Raw genomic sequence first — 20,716 nt, forward strand, 5'->3', positions numbered from 1 at the left:
GCGAGTTCAACGTCGAGGCCAACGTCGGCAAGCCGCAGGTGGCGTACCGCGAGACGATCCGCAAGACCGTCGAGAAGCACGACTACACGCACAAGAAGCAGACCGGTGGTTCTGGACAGTTCGCAAAGATCCAGTTCACCATCGAGCCGCTCGACCTCGACTCCGAGAAGACCTACGAGTTCGTGAACGCCGTCACCGGTGGTCGCATCCCTCGTGAGTACATCGGCTCGATCGACGCCGGTTTCCAGGACGCGATGAACGTCGGCGTGCTCGCGGGCTACCCGATGGTCGGCGTCAAGGCGACCATCGTCGATGGTGCAGCGCACGACGTCGACTCCTCGGAGATGGCGTTCAAGATCGCGGGCTCCATGGGCTTCAAGGAGGCCGCTCGTCGTGCCAACCCCGTGCTGCTCGAGCCGCTGATGGCCGTCGAGGTCCGTACTCCCGAGGAGTACATGGGCGACGTCATCGGCGACCTGAACTCGCGTCGTGGCCAGATCCAGTCGATGGAAGACGCTGCAGGCGTCAAGGTCGTCCGCGCTCAGGTCCCGCTGTCCGAGATGTTCGGCTACATCGGCGACCTGCGTTCGAAGACCTCGGGCCGCGCCGTCTACTCGATGGAGTTCCACAGCTACGCTGAGGTTCCCCGCGCAGTGGCCGACGAGATCGTCCAGAAGACCAAGGGCGAGTAATCGTTCTTCTGGGAGCCGGGCCCCGGTCCGGCTCCCAGGACACCTACAACTTCACATTCCCTCTCTACTAAACTGAGAACCTAACCCGTAGAGAACCGGTCGCAAACCAGTGCCCGGTCACCTCTACAACGACGTCCTGAGGAGGACCCAGTGGCTAAGGCCAAGTTCGAGCGGACCAAGCCGCACGTCAACATCGGAACGATCGGTCACGTCGACCACGGCAAGACCACGCTCTCCGCAGCGATCTCGAAGGTGCTTGCTGACAAGTACCCGTCCGACACCAACGTGCAGCGTGACTTCGCTTCCATCGACTCGGCGCCGGAAGAGCGCCAGCGTGGTATCACCATCAACATCTCGCACATCGAGTACGAGACCCCGAAGCGCCACTACGCGCACGTTGACGCTCCCGGCCACGCCGACTACGTCAAGAACATGATCACCGGTGCGGCTCAGATGGACGGCGCGATCCTCGTGGTCGCCGCCACCGACGGCCCCATGNNGAGGACGTCTTCACGATCACCGGTCGTGGCACCGTCATCACCGGTCGTATCGAGCGCGGCATCGTCAAGACCGGCGAGACCGTCGACATCATCGGCATCCGCGAGGACAAGCAGAGCAGCACCGTCACCGGTGTTGAGATGTTCCGCAAGATCCTCGACGAAGGTCGCGCTGGCGAGAACGTCGGCCTGCTGCTCCGCGGCACCAAGAAGGAAGACGTCGAGCGTGGCATGTGTGTCATCAAGCCCGGCTCGACCACCCCTCACACCGATTTCGAGGGTTCCGTCTACGTGCTGACCAAGGAGGAGGGTGGCCGTCACAAGCCGTTCTTCTCGAACTACTCGCCCCAGTTCTACTTCCGTACCACGGACGTGACCGGCGTCGTCCAGCTGCCCGAGGGCACCGAGATGGTCATGCCCGGCGACACCACCGACATGACGGTCGAGCTGATCCAGCCGATCGCCATGGAGGAGGGCCTCGGCTTCGCCATCCGTGAGGGTGGACGCACCGTCGGCGCCGGTACGGTCACGAAGATCATCAAGTAAGCATCTGCTTCCTCGCAAAGGGGTCGGGCCTTCGGGTCCGGCCCCTTTGTCGTTGACGTCGGCAGCAGTGCGGACGACCTCGGTCCGTCGCGCGCTGGGGCACGGTATTTCATCCAATAGAATGACTAGACCGCGAGGAAGCGGCGGCGTCGCATCTCAGGTCAGAGGGCGTGGTTACACCGCCCAAGTCCGATGTATTGGGATGCTGGATTACAGAGTCGTTCCGTGCCCATGTGGTTCGAAGAGGAGAAGCATGTCGCCGGGGGAGTGGTTTGGCGCGATCAGACGCGCATGGTCGGGGATGCTGGCGGTCTTCGTGCTGAGCATGCTTGCTGCGGGGGCGGTACTTCTGTTCACGCCTCCGACGTATGAGGCGGAAGCCGAGATCGTCTTCAGTGCGGGGGACTCCACCGAGAACTTCGTCCCTCGGACCGTGGCGACGAACGCTGCCGCTCGTGCCCGCTCGGAGAGTGTCCTCGCGCCCATCGCGAGGGACTTCGGGATGTCTCGTGGTGAACTCGCCGACCGCGTCTCCGCGACGTGGCGTCCGGAGACCTCGATCACGGCTGTGACCGTCTCACACACGAACCCTCGAACAGCAGCGGACCTGGCGACCGCGATCGCCGAGACGGCGGGGGCCCAGACGGGATCCGATGCCAGAGCGAAGACGTTCGAGGCCGTGACGCCGGTATCGCCCGTCCAGCCGCTGCCGGGGACCGTTCTTCCGGTGGGAGCGCTGATCGGGTTGGCCTTGGCCGTGGCGTATGCCGGCCTCCGCTTCGTGACGAGGAGTCGTGCGACGACGGGGGCTGCGGAACAGATACGCGGAGGGAACGAATGAGTATCGGGGACAATACAGGCCATCGGACGGTCAGTCGACTCGTCCCGGACGCAGTGGCGTGGGGTCTCGCCGCGTTGCTCGTGGTGCTGTTGCGCTACGACTTCCTGGTGCCGCTCTCGGTGTGGCCGTTCGCGCTGATCGTGATCGCCGGCCTCATCGCTGCGCAGTTCGCGGCCGGGTTCGTCCTTCACCTGTACCGCGGGCGATACCTGTACGGCTCCATCGAGGAGGTTCGTGCCCTGGGACTCGCGGCGCTCCTCGTCGGTGTTCTCATGGGCGCCGTGCTGCTCGTGTGGATGCGCCAGCCCGCGGAGGCCCTCCGCACCGCTCTGTCGGTGACGGCTATCGCCCTGGTGCTGATGCTGGTCTTCCGGTATGTGCCTCTCGTGTTCAGCAGGCGTGGGGAAGAGGTGGCGGGAGGATCGCGAAAGGTTCTGGTGTTCGGTGCGGGGTGGGTCGGTCAGCAGCTGATCAGCCGCATGCTCAATGAGACGAAGGAACCGGTCTTCAGCCCCGTGGGACTGATCGACGACGACGTGAAGAAGCGCAACCTGCGGGTCAAGGGGGTCCCCGTGCTCGGGACGCTCGAGCAACTCAAGGCAGCCGTCGAGTTGAGTGGGGCGACGGAGCTCATCATCGCGGTCGGCCGGGCGGACGCCGCATTGCTGCGCCGTGTCACGGACGCGGGAAATGCCGCCGGACTCAACGTGCTGGTGCTCCCGGAGCTCGACAAGGTCCTGCAGGGAGCGAGCCGCATCCGCGATCTGCGCGACGTCAGCATCGAGGATCTCATCGGCCGTCAACCCGTCGACACCGACGTCAAGTCGATCGCGGGATATGTGACGGGGAAGCGTGTTCTCGTGACGGGCGCAGGAGGGTCGATCGGCGGCGAGCTCTGCCGCCAGCTCGCCCAGTTCGGCCCCGAGGTGCTCGTCATGCTCGACCGTGACGAAAGCGGTCTGCAGGGAAGTCAGCTCAGCATCTCGGGTCATGGCCTGCTCGACACCGATGACGTCGTTCTGGCCGACATCCGCGATGTCGAATCGCTGCGGGAGATCTTCCGTCGGCACCGCCCTGAGGTCGTCTTCCACGCCGCGGCGCTGAAGCATCTGCCGATGCTCGAGCAATATCCCGAAGAGGCATGGAAGACGAATGTGCTCGGGACCCGGAACGTGCTCGAGGCCGCCCTCGACGTCGATGTCGACACGTTCGTGAACATCTCCACCGACAAGGCGGCGAACCCCTCGAGCGTGCTCGGTCACTCCAAGCGCGTGGCGGAGAAGCTCACGGTGTGGGCCGCGAAGAGCTCGCGCCGTCGGTACCTGTCCGTGCGTTTCGGCAACGTCATCGGAAGCAGGGGCTCCATGCTCCCGATGTTCCGCACGCTCATCGAGGCGGGTGGCCCCGTGACGGTGACCCATCCGGAGGTCACCCGGTACTTCATGACGATCTCCGAAGCGTGTCAGCTGGTGATCCAGGCCGGTGGTATCGGGAGGCCCGGCGAGGTGCTCATCCTCGACATGGGCGAGCCCGTGAAGATCCTCGACATCGCCAAGCGCATGATCGCCATGTCCGGCGAGTTCGTCGAGATCGTCTACACCGGTCTGCGTCCCGGCGAGAAGCTGCACGAGGAGCTTGTCGGCGCGGACGAGGTCGTCGAGCGTCCTTTCCATCCGCAGATCCAGCACACGTCGATCGGGAGCATCAGCCCCGAAGGCCTCGATCTCGCAGGGTGGAAGCGGCGGCTGCTCGCCGCCGACGCCCCGGCGACCGCCTCCGATCACGAAGGAGACCTCGCGCGATGAACGACCGTATCTACATGTCGTCCCCCGACGTCGGTGAACGGGAGGAGAAGGCGATCGTCGCGGCCCTGCGCTCGGGATGGGTCGCCCCCCTCGGACCGGACGTCGATGCTTTCGAGCGCGAGATGTGCGACCGGATCGGTGTACGGCACGCCGTCGCGTTGAGCTCGGGAACGGCCGGGCTCCACCTCGGGCTTCTCGCTCTCGGAGTCGGTGCCGGCGACATCGTCCTGACATCGAGCTTCACCTTCGCCGCCACGGCGAACGCGATCGCCTACACCGGGGCGACGCCGTACTTCATCGATGCCGATCCGGTCACGGGGAACATGGACGTCGGCCTGCTGCGTGGTGTGATCGAGGAACTCGACGCGAAGGGCACGCCGGCCACGGCGATCGTCCCCGTCGATCTGCTCGGCAAAGTGGCCGACCTCGAGGCGATCGAGCGCATCGCCGACAAGCACGGCATCCCCGTGCTCGCCGACGCCGCCGAGTCACTCGGCGCCGGTCGCAACGGCCGACCCGCGGGAAGCTTCGGACGCGCATCGATCTTCTCCTTCAACGGCAACAAGATCATGACCACCTCCGGCGGCGGCATGCTGGTGACCGATGACGCCGAACTCGCGGATCGCGTCCGCTATCTCGCGACGCAGGCCCGGCAGCCGGTCGCGCACTACGAGCACACCGACATCGGATACAACTACCGGTTGAGCAATCTTCTCGCCGCACTCGGTCGCGCGCAGCTCTCCCGCCTCGACGACATGATCCGACGCCGCCACCGCTGGCGCGACGAGTATCGCGCTCTGTTCGCGGATGTCGACGGGGTGTCCGTCTTCGGCGGAGAAGACGATGCGGAGGACAACGCATGGCTCACTGCCGTGCTGATCGATGAGGGCGTCACAGGGTGGGGTGCGTCCGCACTCTCCGCACACCTGGGGTCGCACGACATCGAGTCCCGCCCCCTGTGGAAGCCGATGCATCTGCAGCCGGTGTTCGCCGATGCCCCCGCCGCCGTCACCGGAGTCTCCGAAGGCTTCTTCCGCTCAGGCATCACGCTGCCGTCGGGGTCGGCGCTGTCGGACGAGCAGATGGACCGCGTGCAGACCTTGATCCGCGGATTCCTGGCGGAGCGCGCATGAGCAGAGTCATCTTCGACGCGATGAAGCGGACGATGGACCTCGTCCTCGCAGCGGTCGTGCTGATCGTCACGCTCCCGCTGCAGATCGTCGTGGCCGGGCTGGTGCTGGTCAATCTCGGTCGCCCGGTGATCTTCCGGCAGCCTCGGCCGGGGCGTGACGGAAGGGTGTTCACGCTCTACAAGTTCCGCACGATGCGCCCCGTCGATCCCGCCGACGGAGGCGCTGACGACGAGGCGCGGTTGAACGGCTTCGGGCGCCTGCTCCGTGGCACCAGCCTCGATGAGCTTCCCACCTTCTGGAACGTGCTCTTCGGCGACATGAGCCTGGTGGGGCCTCGTCCGCTTCTCGTCTCCTACCTCGATCGGTACACGGCCGTGCAGGCCCGTCGGCACGAAGTCCGACCCGGCGTGACCGGCTTGGCGCAGGTGAGCGGGCGGAACTCCGTCGATTGGGGCGAGCGACTGCAGCTCGATGTGAAGTACGTCGACGCACGATCGATGAAGCTCGACCTCTGGATCCTCTGGCGCACCGTCGCGGTCGTGGTCCGACGCGACGGCGTGAGCGCCGACGGGCACGCGACGATGCCGGAGTTCCGCGGCCTCAGGGATGCCGATGCGTGAGCTGATCATCCTCGGTGCGGGAGGGTTCGCGCGCGAGACTCTGGACGTCGTGGAGGCGGTCAACGCCGTGTCGCCGACATTCGAGGTGCTCGGCTTCGCTGACGACGCCCCCAGCGCCCTCGCGCTGGAGCGCGTCGCCGACCGTGGTCATCGTCACCTGGGGGGCATCGATGCGGTGCTCGCCGCACACCCGAGCTCGTCCTTCATCATCGCCGTCGGGTCGCCCGAGCATCGTGCAGCGATCGCGGCCCGCGTGGGAAGCGATCGGGCGGCGACACTGGTGCACCCGAGCGCTTCGGTCGGCTCCCGCACGTCGATCGACAACGGCTCGGTCATCTGCGCCGGGGCGCTGGTCTCCACGAACGTCAGGCTCGGACGACACACGCACCTGAATCCCGGGGCCATCGTCGGCCACGACAGTGTCCTGGGGGACGCGGTGTCGCTGAACCCGGGTGCAGTGGTCTCGGGCGACGTGCGCATCGACGAGCGCGTGCTCATCGGCGCGAAGTCCGTGGTGCTGCAGGGGCTGCACATCGGCGCGGATGTGACCGTCGGTGCGGCGGCCTGCGTGACCAAGGACGCCCCTCCTCGGGTGACACTGGTGGGAGTGCCTGCTCGTGTCCGTACAACAACAGGAAAGAGCCATACCTCGTGAAGGTAGTCATCACCGGCGGCGCCGGGTTCATCGGATCCAACCTCGTGCGGCGGTTCAACGACGAGGCGCCGGAAGTCGAAGTGCATGTGCTCGATGACTTCAGCACGGGGCGCGATGCGAACCTGGAAGGTACGAAGGCCACACTTCACCGTGGTTCCGTCGCAGACGCCGAGGCGGTGGCCGCAGCCACGGTCGGCGCGGATGCCATCGTCCATCTCGGCGCTCTGGGCAGTGTGCCGCGGTCCATCGACAACCCCATGGCTTCGCACGTCGCCAATCTGACGGGGACGCTGACCGCGCTCGAAGCGGCCAGACGCGAGAACGCATACGTGGTGATGGCATCGTCGAGCTCGGTGTACGGGGCGAACCCGGCTCTGCCGAAGTCGGAGTTCGACTGGACGAGGCCGATGAGCCCGTATGCGGCGACCAAGCTCGGGGGAGAGGCGTACGTCCTGGCATACCAGTACTCGTACGGGCTGCCCACTCTGGCCTTCCGGTTCTTCAACGTCTACGGGCCCTACCAGCCGGCCGATCACGTGTATGCCGCCGTCATCCCCAGGTTCCTCGATGCGGCGCTCTCCGGACGGCCCCTCACCATCCACGGCGACGGTCTGCAGTCGCGAGACTTCACGAGCGTGGACACGGTGACGCACGCGTTGATGGTCGCCGTGCGCGACCGTGTGACCTCGGGGCATCCTGTGAACCTCGCGTTCGGTACCAACACCACGCTGCGCGAACTGGTGACGGTGATCGAGGAGCAGACCGGCGAGAAGGTGAGCATCGAGCACGTGGACCCGCGTCCCGGCGATGTGCGCGCCTCCCAGTCCGACGGCATCCGGCTGCGGGAGCTGTTCCCCGACGTCCAGCCGGTGCCGCTCGCGGACGGGATCGCGAAGACCGTCGCGTGGTTCCGGAGCAAGGACTCGTGAGTCCGGCCGACCCGGCGCGCATCCTGATCGGAGTCACGGCCGACGTCTCCGTCGGCCTGCTCTCCGGGCTGCCGCAGAGGCTGGCCGCCGACGGGTGGGAGGTGCACGTCGCGAGTTCGCCAGGCGAGAGACTCGAGACGCTCGGGGCGGAGCAGGGGGTCACGGTGCACTCGCTTCCCATGGCGCGGGAGATCGACATCGTCCGGGACGTACGCGGCCTGCGCGAGTGGATTCGTCTCATCCGCCGGCTGCGCCCGGATGTCGTCTTCGCCGGCACCCCGAAAGCCGGCCTGCTCGGCATCACCGCCGCGCGGCTGCTCGGCGTGCGCACACGCGTCTATCACCTCAGGGGACTGCGTCTGGAGACGGCCGCGGGAACGACCCGCCGCGTGCTGACGATCATGGAACGCCTCACGATCCGGCTGGCGACCACGACGCTGGCGGTGAGCCCGAGTCTTCGGAAGAGGGTCTTGTCGCTCGGGCTCGCTTCCGATCCCCGCGTCACCGTGCTGGGCCATGGCAGCTCCAACGGCGTCGACGTGGATCGCTTCCGGCCCGGCAACGCGGGGGCACGGGTCGAGGGCCTGATTCCCGACGTGCCCGTGATCGGCTTCGTCGGCAGGCTCAATCACGACAAAGGGCTGGATGTCCTCGCGGCGGCATGCCGCGTTCTGGACGACGAGCGGGTCGAGTATCAGCTGCTGATCGTCGGTGGTATCGACGGCGCGGAACTGGGCGCGTTCTCGTCGCTCCGGCGAGCCCCGGTCGTGCTCGGCGCGGTGGCGGACACGTCGATGTACTATCCCCTGATGCGAGCCCTCTGCCTTCCCACGCTTCGCGAGGGCTTTCCCAACGTCGTGTTGGAGGCGGGAGCGACCGGCATCGCCGTCGTCACGACGGACGCGACGGGCGCGGTCGATTCCGTCATTCCCGAGCGCACCGGGCTCATGGTGCCCGCTGGAGACGCGCGTCAGCTCGCCGGCGCGCTGCAGCGGGTGATCGAGGACCCGCGCCTCGCGGAGGGCCTCGGTGCGGCGGCGCGGGACTTCGTGGTGGAGAACTTCCGGCGTGACCTGGTCCACGCGTCGGTGTCCGACTTCCTCCGCCGGGAGATGGTGCGGGGCCGACGATGACCGACGTCTCCAACGGGATCGGCGCCTTCGTCCTCGTCGCCGTGCTCCTCGGACTGACCACGTTGACCTGGTTCATCGCCCGTCGCGCGTTCCTTCCCGTGGCCGTGCACAACGGCGTGTGGGCGGTCACGCTGGTTCTCGTCGGTTCGGGACTCATCGCCTACCACGGTGCATCGATCGCTGCCTGGGGTGTGCTGCTGGTCGGGCTCCTGTTCTTCTCCGTCGGGGCATGGGGCGGAGTGGCACTCGCCGCCCGCAAGGCCCGCAGCGCGGATCTGGCGCCGCGGGATCACGCGCTCGTGAGCCGTCGCGTGCTGCTCATCCTGGCCGGTGCGTACGCGCTGGGGTTCGGCGTCTACGTCTGGACGATCCTCCAGCGCTTCGGTTGGGAGACCTTCTGGTTCCATCCGGAAACGATCCGAGGGGCCGCCGAGTCGTATCTCGCCGGGGTCCCCCTCTGGGCGCGACTGCTCATGTACGTCGGCCCTCTGCTGCTCGCGATCCTCATCGTGCCGGGCTCGGTCCGCAACGGCCTGGCATGGTGGTGGCGCGCGCCGGCCGCGGTGCTGCTCGCCGTGTCGATGCTCGCCCTGTTGCAGCGGACAAACCTCTTCGCCGGCGTGCTGCTCGCGATCGGCGCGCTCCTCCTGCTCTACGGCAGAGCGCGGGGCGTCGACACCACGCGTGCGTGGTACCGCCGGCCGTGGGTGCCGGTGGCGGCGATCGGCGCGATCGGTGTGGGCGCCCTTCTCGCGTTCCAGGTGCTCGCCGGTGCGCTGGGCAAGACGGGCGATGTCGGCAGCAACGTCTCGCCCGCCCTGAGCGCGACGGGGCTGTCCAGCCCGTTCATCTATCTGACCGCCGGGGTGCCGGCGTTCCTGTCTCTGGTCGATTCCACCAACGGCGCCTGGCCTGCGGTGGGTGGGCCGCGCATCGTCTACGGCGACTACGACCCGCAGACCTTCGGCACCGCGTTCTTCGAGCCGGTGCTGAGCCTGATCCCGGGACTGCGCACCTGGAATCCCGTGGCACCGTTCGTCGACGTGGGGACTCTGACGAACGTGTACACGTGGCTGGAGCCCTTCTACCGGGACTGGCGGGTTGTCGGCGTCGCCCTCGGCGCGGCCGCGATCGGCGTGCTCGTCGCGTATCTCTATGCCACCCGGCGGGCCTCGCCGGCGCGCTGGTGGCTCTCGGCCCTGCTCGTGTCCACGCTGTTCCTGGTCACCTTCACGCAGAAGACCAACAACACGCTGTATCTGGTGACGGCGGCGATCATCGTGGTGCTCGGCTTCATCGGCTCCCGACGGCGGTCGACGTCATGAACGCGCTGCACACGTACACGAGCTACGGGCGCAGCGCGGGAAGCGCGAGAGTCCGGGTCTTCGACTGGCTCGATCGTGTGGACGTGCCCGCGGTCGCCCACACGTACCTCGACGGTGCGACCAACTCCGCGAGATCCCTTCTGAAGTCCCCTCCACGCCTGCTCGCGGCCGAGGGGAGACTGCGTCGCATGCCGTCGGGCGACGCGAGCGTCCTGATCTCACGCCAGGCGAGTCCGCTGAGCCGCGGCGGTGTCGAGAGGCGGTTGCTGCGCAACGCGCGGATCGGGGTGTACGACGTCGACGACGCGCTCCATCTCGACCGCCGCGGCCCGTTTCCCAAGGCTGCGATCTGGCGGGCGGCTGTGACCGCGGCCGATGTGGTCATCGCGGGAAACGCCGCGCTCGCCGAAGCAGCGGGCCGCTTCAACCACAATGTGACGGTGATCCCGAGCTGCGTCGACCCGGCGGACTACACGCGCAAGATGCGCTTCGAGATCGGCGAGACGCCTCGCGCGGTCTGGATCGGCTCGCCTGCGACGGAACGTTATCTGCGAGACATCGAATCCGCGCTCGTGCGTGCGCATGAGGAGACGGGAATGCGGCTCACCGTCATCAGCGCGGGGGACGCGGAGCTCGGCCCGCTGGATGCGATCGTGGATCGGGTGGCCTGGTCGCCGCAGACCTTCGGCGCCGCACTCGCCGATGCCGACCTCGGTCTGATGCCCACGCCGGACTCGGCGTGGGCGCGCGGCAAGTGTGGATACAAGCTGCTGCAGTACGGCGCAGCCGGGCTTCCCATGATGGGTGATCCGGTCGGCGTCAATGCCGAGATCCTGCGCAGGGGAGACGGTGTCGCGCCGCAGGGTGCGGCGGAGTGGGCGGATGCTCTGGTGGGCTTCTTCTCGGAAAGCGCGAATCGCCGCCGCGAACGAGGAGAGGCGGGAAACCGCACCGTGCGCGATCACTACAGCTTCGCGGCGTGGGAGACCGCCTGGCGTCAGGCCGTGACCGGCGCCTGACCGGACCGTCGCGCGACGAAGAGCCAGTAGAGCGACGACATCAGCGTAGAGAGGGCGTAGGCCCAGATCGCGCCGTCCAGCCCGGCGAACACCGCGCCCAGCAGCGGGCCGACGACGCCGAGGGCCGTCTGCACGAGACGAGCGCTGAGCAGATCGCGTCGTGATGCGCGCAGTCGGGACACGATGTAGAAGGTGTGCCCGACCATGTTCGCCATGACGAAGATCGCCGTCGGAGCCGCGAACGGCACGAGGTCGCGGAGAGTGCCGAGCGGCCATGAGGTCTCGCCCAGGAGCAGCAGCACCCCGGCGGCGAGACCGCCGAGGACGACACCACCTGCCAGGACGATGCCGATGGTCGCCGCAGACATCCGCAGTCTGGCGATGCGCGGGCGGATCGGGTTCAACAGCAGCCGTACAGGGGCGGCGACGTTCGACACGGCACGATAGACGCCGAACGGACCCACTCCCAGGATCGGCGCCAGCGCATACGGCGTGCCGATGGAGGAGGCATCCATGATCAGCGAGTCGCGCACGAGCGGGGCGATGGCGGCCCGCCGCTGACGGATCCATCGCACGAGCACCCCCGGGCGGCCCGGTGTCGGCCATCGCGAGAACACGGCGGCGACGACGCTCGACGCCGCCCAGGTGCCGAGGACCCACCCGAGCTCTCCGCTGTGGAGCAGGAGGGTGACGGCACACAGCGCGACCGCCACCACGGCCCCCAGGGCGTCGCCCAGGACGGACCCGCGCGTGTCACCGTTCTCGACCGCGTAGAACCGTGCGGTCGAGCGGTAGGCGCTCCCGCCGATGGCGAGCGCCACGAGCCACCAGTAGGGCGTCAACGGAGAGGCTGTCACCCCGACGACGAGCCCACCGGCAGCTGCGAACACGAGAGCGAACTCCGTCGATGCCCCGCTGAAGTCCGACCAGGGTGTGGGCTTGTCGCTGCGAGAACGGGTCGCCGCTTCGCAGATGAGCGAGAGGGCGAGCGACAGGGCGAAGGCGCCGGCCAGGTAGACGATCGAGAAGAGACCGAAATCGGTGGGAGCGAGCGTGATGAGTCCGAGGACCTGAACGGAGAGCGTCGCGACGGCGGCAGCCGAGGACGTGAGGATCAGGCGCAGCGAGCTCACAAACGAACGACCCTGGGTCCTGTGAGCCGGCCCTTGGTGTCGAGCACCGGTGTCGCGGAATCGCTGAGCAGTCCCAAGTCGAAGTCCGAGTGATCCGTGACCAGGATGACCAGGTCGGCGGCGTCGATCTCCGCAGCTGAAAGTTCCACGCGCTCGACCACGGCCGGCCAGCGGTGCGACTCGACGTGCTTGTCCGCACCGCGGATGGATGCTCCGAAGGAGGTGAGCAGCTCGATCAGGCGCAGGGAGGGCGACTCCCGGATGTCGGCGGTGTCGCGCTTGTACGCGAGTCCGACGAGCAGGATCGTGGATCCGTTCAATGACCGTCGGTCTTCGTTGAGCAGTTCCATGGAGCGCTGCGCGACGTAGTCCGGCATGTGGTCGTTGACATCGTTGGCGAGCTCGACGAAGCGGAAGCTGCGTCCGAGCTTGCGCCGCACCTGCCAGGAGAGGTAGCTCGGATCCACAGGAAGGCAGTGGCCGCCGACACCGGGACCCGGCGTGAACTTCATGTATCCGAACGGCTTGGTCGCTGCGGCGTCGATCGATTCCCAGATGTCGACGCCGAGCTCGTGCGCGAAGACGGCCAGCTCGTTCACGAGGGCGATGTTGACGTGGCGGAAGGTGTTCTCGAGAAGCTTGGTCAGCTCGGCTTCCTTGGGCGTGGTCACGCTGACCGTCCGCTCCACCAGGAGATCGTAGAAGGCCTTCACCTTGCCGAGCGATTGCTCGTCGATGCCCGAGACGACCTTCGGCGTGTTGACGAAGCCCCACGTGGGGTTGCCGGGGTCGATCCGCTCCGGGCTGTATCCGACGGCGAAGTCTCTTCCGGCCTGGAGCCCGGAGCCGGCCTCGAGGAGAGGGACGAGAATCTCCTCGGTCGTGCCGGGGTAGGTCGTCGATTCGAGCACGACTGTGGCGCCGCGGGTCAGACGAGTCGCCAGCGAGGCGCCGGCGGACTCGATGTAGGAGATGTCGGGGAGACCCTCGCGGAGGGGGGTCGGAACCGTGATCACCGCGACGTCGAACCCCGCGGTGTCGTCGTAGTCGGATGATGCGAGATACCGTCCGGTGGCGATCGCCTCGTTCAACTGTGCGGACGAGATGTCATCGACATAGGACTCGCCGCTGTGCAGAGCGGCGATGCGGACGGTGTCGACGTCGAGACCGACGACCGTCATGCCCACCTCGACGGCGCGCATGGCGACCGGGAGTCCGACATATCCCTGACCGACGACAACAGCTTTCACGTGCACTCCTCCATGGTGTGGTCGAACCCCGCCATGGGCGTGCGACGCGGTCTGCGACGCTGCTCAGGTCCACCTCGGTAGTATATTGCGGTGACCCGAGACTCCAGACGCGCGCGTCGAGCCCAGAATGAGCAACAGCGTCGAAAGAGCCGACGGACTCGGATCATCCTGTGGGTGGTGGGAGTCGTGCTCGCACTTCTCATCGCCGTCGCCGTCATCGCAGCGATCCTCATTCCGAAAGCGCTCGACGCGAAGGACAAGCTCGAAGCCTCGGTGCCGCTCGCACAGAGCATCCCGGGGCTGATCGCCACCGGCGACACCGCCGGTGCGCAGGCAGCCGCTGAGGAGTTGACGAAGACCGCCGCGTCCGCGCACGAGCAGACCAGCGGGTTCCTCTGGGAGTCACTGGAGTGGGTGCCGGTGGTCGGACCGAACCTCCACGGTGTCCGCATGGCCACCGCCGCCGTCGACGAGCTGGCCGAGAAGGCGCTGCTCCCCGCCTCGGCCATCGACATCGCTTCGCTTCGCCCCTCCGGCGGGGGACTCGACCTTCAGACGATCCACGGCATCGGAGACATCGCCCGATCAGCCGACGAAGCCGTGCGTGACGCGTCGTCGATGCTGGCAAGCGTCGATCACGGCGCGCTCCTCGGTCCCGTGGCCTCCGGCGTCGAGCGTATCGAGAAGGTCCTGAAGCCCGCCGCGAGCACGCTCGACGGCGTCATGCCGCTGATCGAAGCCCTCCCCGAGATGCTGGGAGAGGGGGGACCTCGCGACGTGCTGGTGATCTTCCAGAACAACGGCGAGGTGATGTCCGGGGGCGGCACGATCGGATCCATGGCCCAGGTGCACATCGACAACGGCGCGATCTCGATCGTGAATCAGTCGTCGGCTTCCGGGCGCGATTTCCCGAACTTCCGTCCGCCCGTCGGGGGAGTGACGCAGGAGGAGACCGACCTGTACGGCTCGCTGTTCGGCAGTTACGTCCAGGCGCTCACGCGTTCCCCGCGATTCGACCGGACGTTCGAGATCGCCCGCGACATGTGGCGTGAGGCCAAGGGCGTCGAGGTCGATGCGGTGGTCTCCCTCGACACCGTCGCCCTCAGCTACCTCCTGGTCGCGACCGGCCCCGTGGCGATCCCCGGCGGACCGGAGATCTCGAACTCCAATGCGGTGGCGATGCTCCTGGGTGATCTCTACAAGACGTACGAGCCTGCGGAGGTCGACATGATCAACCAGGTCTTCGCCGGTCTGACGCTGCAGAAGCTGATGGGTGGAGAGGTGGACTTCGCGAAGCTGTCCTCCGTCCTCGGCCTCGCGGCCAAGGAAGGGCGAATCGCTATCTGGAGTGCTCGTGAGTCGGAGCAGCAGCTCATCGCCGGCACGCAGCTCGACCGCCGGGGGCCGACAGCGGCGGAAGGCATGGAGGCCTTCGGCGTCTACTTCATCGACTGGACCCCGGGGAAGATGCAGAGGTACATGACCCAGGCGATCGACGTCAGTCAGCCGATCTGTGCCGCCGACGGACGCCGTCACGTCTTCGTGACCGTGACATTGGCCAACACCGTCGATCCCGCCGCGGTGCGAGGGCTTCCCGAATACGTGACGGGCGTCGGGATCGAGACGCCGAAGGGGTCGATGCAGGTGGAGACGCTCGCGTTCGCTCCGCCGGGATACTCGCCGGTCGGGCAGAGGGCCGACGCCGAGCTGGCGCAGTCTGAGGTGCGCAAGGACCAGGAGTTCACGGTGGGAACGATGCGGTTGACCCTGGCGCCTCAGGAGACCCGGACGCTCACCTACGAGTTCGTCGCGGATTCCGATGCCACGACCAAGATCGAGCTCGACAGCACCCCGGTCGTCACCCCGACGGTCCTCACGCAGGACGCCGTCACCTGCCAGTGACCGGCGCAACGGGCGGACGCCCGCTTCTGCAGCGTCTGGATGCGGCGGCCGATGTGCTCGCCGGGGCGATCCTGGCCTACCTGATCGTCGTGCCAGTGGGGCATAACGGGCTCCTCGTCGCTCTGCTCCTGCTGCTCGGGATCTGGAGCGTATGGAGAGTCGCCCGTCATCCTCGTCGGCTTCCTCCCCTGCTTCTCGCCGCCGCCTGTTGCGCCGCCGTCGCGATCCTCATCGGCGTGATCGGAGGGGCAGGCAACCCCGGTTTCGTTCACTCGCTGATCAGCTGGGTGGCTGCCCCCGTTCTCTTCTGGGCGTGGGCCAGCCAGATGGACGAGCGCGTGCTCGGTCTCTTCCTGCGTTTCGCGGTGTGGGCGACGCTCTTCCTGGCGAGCATCGTGCTGGCGCTGTGGGCGATGGGCGCGGTGGGGGTCGAACCCGCGGTCTGGATCAAGGTCCTCGTCGATGCCGACGTCTCCGGCTCGTGGCCGAACGTGATCGTAGGTGTCTACGGGGCGTCATCGCTGATCGCCGTCGCCCCGCTCTGGATCGTGGGGATGTTCTTCCACGGTCATGCCCTCCCTTCTCGAAAGCTCATGGCCGCTGCGGCTGTCCTCGCGACGGTGGCCGCGGTCGTCAGCACACGGAGGGCAGCGCTCGCCCTGGGGCTGCTGGTGCCGATTCTGATGTTCCTCGCGTATCTCGCGGTGGTCGGTCGCACCTGGTTCACACGGCGCCACATCCGCGCGCTGATCATCGTTGCGGGGGGAGCGGTGCTGGCCGCCGGCGCCGTACTGATCACGCCGACCGGGCAGCGCATGAGCGCAGGTGTTCTCGCGCTGCTGACGGGCAGGGGCGGCACTGCTGACGAGGACCTGCGGATCGAACAGGTAGGCAGGCTGTGGTCGGCTTTCCTGGAGTCGCCCGTGTTCGGCCACGGTATCGGCGCAGTGATCCCGGGCTACGCACGCAGCGCTGAACGACCGTGGAACTTCGAGATGCAGTACAACATGCTCTTGTTCCAGGTGGGTGTGGTGGGCGTGCTGTTCCTCGCGGCGAGTGCTGTGCTCGTCGTCTGCGCAGCGGTGCGGGTCGTCACACGTCGACCGGAAGCGAGGCCCGCGGTGTTCACCACGGCGGCAGGAGCGTTCGCCGTGCTCGCCGCCAACGCTCTCAACCCGCTTCTTCAGGCGCCAGGGCACTTCTGGGCGGTGTTCCTCTTCGTCGGCGCGGTGGTGGCGTTCGGGACGACGCCCGTACGTGTGACAGGACCGGTGGCGGAGTCCGTCGCCTCTGGTGATGGCGCGACGGTTCGGGCAGACTAGGCACACATCGCACATCGCCTCCGAAGGGGAATCATGGGTATCGAGGACGCCGTCAACAAGGGCAAGGATCTGTACGAGCAGAACAAGGACAAGATCGCCGAGGCCGTGAAGAGCGAACAGGCCGAGGACATCAGCGACAAGGTGCTCGACGGCGTCGCGGACTTCGCCAAGAAGATCGCTCCCGGTGCCGCGGACAAGATCGACGAGATCCGCGACAGCGCCGACAAGGCCGTCGGCAACGAGTAGGCACGAGTTCTGAGCGGCGAGCCACCACGGGTGGTTCGCCGCTCTTCGTGTGTACGAGGCGGCCGCTTCCGTACCGGAATGTCGTCGGATGTGGCGGATTCACTCGTGCATCGAGTAGGATCATCTCGACCGCCTGGGGATCTTGCGGTCGGGGAAGCCGAAGGGGTTCGGTTTCCCGAAGCACGCGGGCTTCCGCGTTCAAACTGGGGATAAGCGATCTTGGGGATCATCGTGCGACGCGCGCACTCACTGCGCCTGAGCGTCTCCCTGCCTGCGCGGCGGCTCTTCCGCCGCGCCCTCGGTCGAGGAGTTCGGCGTCCCTTCACGCCGGGCTACTCGCGTTCGGTGTGCCCCCTCGCACTGAACGCCCTCCCCAAGCGGGGCGAGGCATGGGGATGCCTCGCCCCGCTATCTCCCGCGATCTGACGCGCGCGCGCATCGCGAGAAGTCGAGTCCGACCAGCGCGACACGCCCGGGTTTGCGCAAGTGAAATCAGCCGTGGCAGAATAGACAGGTTCGATATTCCGTCGCCGCTGTGCGTGCGCCGGATCACTGCCAGGGCAGTGCATAGACGGCGCCTCCTCCGGGACGGTGCAGGGTTCTAGGCCGCGGGTAGCAGAACACACCCCGACACCCTTCTTCACGAAGGGTTCCGCCGTGCGCGGTGGAAGGTCGGCATCCGGTCGCCTCACGGCTTCCGGCTGACAGAAGAACAGTGGTGCAGCAGATCGACTCGTGAGGGTCGTTCTCGTGCCGAGGCGCGAACAGCGCCGACGTGCGTCCAATGCCCCAGGGCCACCCGGTCCCGGTCGGTAAGACGCTTAAAGAGAGAGAGCAGACAATGGCGGGACAGAAGATCCGCATTCGCCTGAAGTCGTATGACCACGAGGTCATCGACACGTCCGCACGCAAGATCGTCGACACCGTGACCCGTGCGGGCGCAACCGTCGTCGGCCCCGTGCCCCTTCCGACCGAGAAGAACGTCGTGTGCGTCATCCGGTCGCCGCACAAGTACAAGGACAGCCGCGAGCACTTCGAGATGCGCACCCACAAGCGTCTGATCGACATCGTCGACCCGACGCCCAAGGCCGTCGACTCGCTGATGCGTCTCGACCTGCCGGCCGATGTCAACATCGAGATCAAGCTCTGAGGTTCGACATGGCTGACATCAACTCCAAGGTTTCCAAGGGAATGCTGGGCACGAAGCTCGGCATGACCCAGGTGTGGAACGAGAGCGGCAAGCTCGTTCCCGTCACCGTCATCGAGCTGGCGCCCAACGTGGTCACCCAGGTCCGCACGCCCGAGAAGGACGGCTACAACGCCGTGCAGATCGCGTACGGCCAGATCGACCCCCGCAAGGTGAACAAGCCGCTCTCCGCTCACTTCGAGGCAGCCGGCGTCACGCCGCGTCGTCACGTCACCGAGATCCGCACCGCGGACGCCGGCGACTACAACCTGGGCCAGGAGCTCACGGTCGACGGCACCTTCGAAGCGGGCCAGCTCGTCGACGTCGTCGGCACGAGCAAGGGCAAGGGCTTCGCCGGTGTCATGAAGCGTCACAACTTCAAGGGCGTTTCGGCTTCGCACGGTTCGCACCGCAACCACCGCAAGCCCGGCTCGATCGGCGCATCGTCGACCCCGAGCCGCGTCTTCAAGGGCATGCGCATGGCCGGCCGTATGGGTGGCGAGCGCGTGACCGTCCTCAACCTCACGGTGCACTCCATCGACATCGAGAAGGGACTCATGCTCGTCAAGGGCGCAGTCCCCGGTGCTCGTGGCCGCATCGTCTATGTCCGCAACGCAGTGAAGGGTGCCTGATCATGGCTGACTCCACTCTCGCGCTCGACGTCCTCAAGGCAGACGGCAAGAAGGCAGGCTCGATCGAGCTTCCCGCCGCGCTGTTCGACGCCAAGACGAACATCCCGCTCATCCACCAGGTCGTCGTCGCGCAGCTCGCGGCGGCTCGCCAGGGCACGCACTCGACCAAGCGTCGTGGCGAGGTCTCGGGTGCCGGTCGCAAGCCCTTCAAGCAGAAGGGCACGGGTAACGCCCGTCAGGGTTCCATCCGCGCGCCGCACATGACCGGTGGTGGCATCGTGCACGGCCCCAAGCCGCGCGACTACTCGCAGCGCACCCCCAAGAAGATGATCGCCGCCGCCCTCCTGGGCGCGCTCAGCGACCGCTTCCGCGGTGACCGCATCCACGCCATCGAGTCCTTCGGGATCGACGGAACGCCTTCGACCAAGACCGCGGTGAACTTCCTCACCAACGTCGTCTCGTCGAAGAACGTGCTCGTCGTGATCGAGCGCAACGACGACGTGACGCTGAAGAGCATCCGCAACCTGTCGAACCTGCACGTGCTGACGTTCGACCAGCTCAACGCATACGACGTGCTCGTCTCCGACGACATCGTCTTCACCCAGGCCGCGCTCGAGGGCTTCATCGCCTCCAAGTCCGGCGCCAACCAGGAGGTCTCCGCATGAGCGAGCAGGCATCTGTTCTCCAGACGGCCCTGAACAAGGACCCGCGCGACATCATCCTGAAGCCGGTCGTGTCCGAGAAGAGCTACGGTCTCATCGATGAAGGCAAGTACACCTTCCTCGTCGACCCGCGCGCTTCGAAGACCGAGATCAAGCTCGCCATCGAGAAGATCTTCGGCGTCAAGGTCGCAGGGGTCAACACCCTCAACCGCGTCGGCAAGGCACGCCGCACCCGCTTCGGCACCGGCAAGCGCAAGGACACCAAGCGCGCCATCGTCACCCTGAAGTCGGGCACCATCGACATCTTCACGGCAATCGGCTGATCCGGGGGATAAGGACAATAATGGCTATTCGCAAGTACAAGCCCACGACCCCGGGCCGTCGCGGCTCGTCGGTGGCTGACTTCGCCGAGATCACTCGATCGACGCCGGAGAAGTCGCTGCTGCGCCCGCTCTCGAAGACCGGTGGTCGCAACAACCAGGGCCGCATCACGACCCGTCACATCGGTGGTGGCCACAAGCGCCAGTACCGTGTCATCGACTTCCGTCGTAACGACAAGGACGGCGTCAACGCCAAGGTCGCTCACATCGAGTACGACCCCAACCGCACCGCGCGCATCGCGCTGCTGCACTACTTCGACGGTGAGAAGCGCTACATCCTCGCTCCGGCGAAGCTGAAGCAGGGCGACATCGTCGAGTCGGGGGCCGGGGCTGACATCAAGCCCGGCAACAACCTCCCGCTGAAGAACATCCCCACGGGTACCGTCATCCACGCGATCGAGCTCCGCCCCGGCGGCGGCGCGAAGATGGCACGTTCGGCCGGTGCATCCGTCCGTCTCGTCGCCAAGGACGGCCCCTACGCCCAGCTGCGTCTGCCCTCGGGCGAGATCCGCAACGTCGATGCGCGCTGCCGCGCGACCATCGGCGAGGTCGGCAACGCCGAGCAGTCGAACATCAACTGGGGTAAGGCCGGCCGCATGCGCTGGAAGGGCGTCCGCCCGACCGTGCGTGGTGTCGCGATGAACCCGGTCGACCACCCGCACGGTGGTGGTGAGGGTAAGACCTCCGGTGGTCGTCACCCCGTCTCCCCGTGGGGCCAGGCTGAGGGTCGTACCCGTCACGCCAACAAGGAAAGCGACAAGTACATCGTGCGTCGTCGTAACGCCGGCAAGAAGCGTAAGTAGGAGTA

The 20,716-nt window shown here is 66.8% G+C and carries 19 protein-coding genes and 2 pseudogenes; 19 read left to right on the forward strand and 2 right to left on the reverse strand.

Annotation, left to right across the window (positions count from 1 at the left end; translation table 11 throughout):
- The 11 genes and pseudogenes from fusA to B2869_RS04415 form a co-directional block, all read left to right on the forward strand.
- Positions 1–692, forward strand: a pseudogene (fusA, locus tag B2869_RS04365) (elongation factor G); the annotation flags it as partial.
- A 150-nt stretch (positions 693–842) separates the two neighbouring features.
- A pseudogene (locus tag B2869_RS04370) lies at positions 843–1,735 on the forward strand (GTP-binding protein).
- A 253-nt stretch (positions 1,736–1,988) separates the two neighbouring features.
- Complete coding sequence (locus B2869_RS04375) at positions 1,989–2,576, forward strand: YveK family protein (RefSeq protein ID WP_292763208.1); 588 nt, start codon at positions 1,989–1,991, stop codon at positions 2,574–2,576.
- Positions 2,573–4,381, forward strand: coding sequence for a nucleoside-diphosphate sugar epimerase/dehydratase (locus tag B2869_RS04380; protein WP_292763210.1), 1,809 nt, complete (start codon positions 2,573–2,575; stop codon positions 4,379–4,381). Before B2869_RS04375 ends, B2869_RS04380 begins: the two co-directional genes overlap by 4 nt.
- Positions 4,378–5,514, forward strand: a complete 1,137-nt coding sequence (locus B2869_RS04385) for a DegT/DnrJ/EryC1/StrS family aminotransferase (protein ID WP_292763212.1) — start codon at positions 4,378–4,380, stop codon at positions 5,512–5,514. Before B2869_RS04380 ends, B2869_RS04385 begins: the two co-directional genes overlap by 4 nt.
- Complete coding sequence (locus B2869_RS04390; protein ID WP_292763214.1) at positions 5,511–6,134, forward strand: sugar transferase; 624 nt, start codon at positions 5,511–5,513, stop codon at positions 6,132–6,134. Before B2869_RS04385 ends, B2869_RS04390 begins: the two co-directional genes overlap by 4 nt.
- Positions 6,127–6,789: an acetyltransferase gene (locus B2869_RS04395; protein WP_292763216.1), complete on the forward strand. Its 663-nt coding sequence runs from the start codon at positions 6,127–6,129 to the stop codon at positions 6,787–6,789. Before B2869_RS04390 ends, B2869_RS04395 begins: the two co-directional genes overlap by 8 nt.
- Positions 6,786–7,718, forward strand: a complete 933-nt coding sequence (locus B2869_RS04400; protein ID WP_292763218.1) for an NAD-dependent epimerase/dehydratase family protein — start codon at positions 6,786–6,788, stop codon at positions 7,716–7,718. The genes B2869_RS04395 and B2869_RS04400 overlap by 4 nt, the downstream gene beginning before the upstream one ends.
- Positions 7,694–8,851 (forward strand): glycosyltransferase family 4 protein, encoded by a 1,158-nt coding sequence (locus B2869_RS04405; RefSeq protein ID WP_292763220.1) that lies wholly within the window; start codon positions 7,694–7,696, stop codon positions 8,849–8,851. The genes B2869_RS04400 and B2869_RS04405 overlap by 25 nt, the downstream gene beginning before the upstream one ends.
- Positions 8,848–10,176, forward strand: a complete 1,329-nt coding sequence (locus B2869_RS04410; RefSeq protein ID WP_292763222.1) for an O-antigen polymerase — start codon at positions 8,848–8,850, stop codon at positions 10,174–10,176. Before B2869_RS04405 ends, B2869_RS04410 begins: the two co-directional genes overlap by 4 nt.
- Entirely contained in the window at positions 10,173–11,195 is a 1,023-nt protein-coding gene (locus B2869_RS04415; RefSeq protein ID WP_292763224.1) for a hypothetical protein, read from the forward strand. Before B2869_RS04410 ends, B2869_RS04415 begins: the two co-directional genes overlap by 4 nt.
- Here the strand turns inward: B2869_RS04415 and B2869_RS04420 are convergent.
- Positions 11,174–12,328, reverse strand: a complete 1,155-nt coding sequence (locus B2869_RS04420) for a hypothetical protein (RefSeq protein ID WP_292763226.1) — start codon at positions 12,326–12,328, stop codon at positions 11,174–11,176. The two genes, B2869_RS04415 and B2869_RS04420, sit on opposite strands and share 22 nt — an antisense overlap.
- Positions 12,325–13,578 (reverse strand): nucleotide sugar dehydrogenase, encoded by a 1,254-nt coding sequence (locus B2869_RS04425; RefSeq protein ID WP_292763228.1) that lies wholly within the window; start codon positions 13,576–13,578, stop codon positions 12,325–12,327. Before B2869_RS04425 ends, B2869_RS04420 begins: the two co-directional genes overlap by 4 nt.
- Positions 13,579–13,752: 174 nt before the next feature.
- Between B2869_RS04425 and B2869_RS04430 the strand changes: the two genes are divergently transcribed.
- The 8 genes from B2869_RS04430 to rplB all read left to right on the forward strand — a co-directional run bounded on the left by B2869_RS04430 (position 13,753) and on the right by rplB (position 20,711).
- Complete coding sequence (locus B2869_RS04430; RefSeq protein ID WP_292763230.1) at positions 13,753–15,480, forward strand: DUF4012 domain-containing protein; 1,728 nt, start codon at positions 13,753–13,755, stop codon at positions 15,478–15,480.
- Complete coding sequence (locus B2869_RS04435; protein ID WP_292763232.1) at positions 15,477–16,802, forward strand: hypothetical protein; 1,326 nt, start codon at positions 15,477–15,479, stop codon at positions 16,800–16,802. Before B2869_RS04430 ends, B2869_RS04435 begins: the two co-directional genes overlap by 4 nt.
- Positions 16,803–16,835: 33 nt before the next feature.
- A complete protein-coding gene (locus tag B2869_RS04440) occupies positions 16,836–17,048 on the forward strand; it encodes a hypothetical protein (protein WP_045264638.1) in 213 nt (70 codons plus the stop codon).
- An 841-nt stretch (positions 17,049–17,889) separates the two neighbouring features.
- Entirely contained in the window at positions 17,890–18,198 is a 309-nt protein-coding gene (gene rpsJ / locus B2869_RS04445; RefSeq protein ID WP_017201594.1) for a 30S ribosomal protein S10, read from the forward strand.
- 8 nt (positions 18,199–18,206) lie between these two features.
- On the forward strand, positions 18,207–18,866 hold the full coding sequence (gene rplC / locus B2869_RS04450) for a 50S ribosomal protein L3 (protein WP_021201123.1): 660 nt from the start codon (positions 18,207–18,209) through the stop codon (positions 18,864–18,866).
- Between the two features lie 2 nt (positions 18,867–18,868).
- Positions 18,869–19,531, forward strand: coding sequence for a 50S ribosomal protein L4 (gene rplD / locus B2869_RS04455; RefSeq protein WP_021201122.1), 663 nt, complete (start codon positions 18,869–18,871; stop codon positions 19,529–19,531).
- Positions 19,528–19,851 carry a 50S ribosomal protein L23 gene (gene rplW, locus B2869_RS04460; protein WP_017829206.1) on the forward strand — a complete coding sequence of 108 codons (324 nt, stop codon included), beginning with the start codon at positions 19,528–19,530 and terminating at the stop codon, positions 19,849–19,851. The genes rplD and rplW overlap by 4 nt, the downstream gene beginning before the upstream one ends.
- A 20-nt stretch (positions 19,852–19,871) precedes the next feature.
- Positions 19,872–20,711, forward strand: a complete 840-nt coding sequence (rplB, locus tag B2869_RS04465) for a 50S ribosomal protein L2 (RefSeq protein WP_017201590.1) — start codon at positions 19,872–19,874, stop codon at positions 20,709–20,711.
- Positions 20,712–20,716: the final 5 nt, after the last annotated feature.

Origin of the sequence: Microbacterium sp. UBA3486, from assembly GCF_002377845.1 — a bacterium.
Lineage (GTDB): Bacteria > Actinomycetota > Actinomycetes > Actinomycetales > Microbacteriaceae > Microbacterium > Microbacterium maritypicum_A.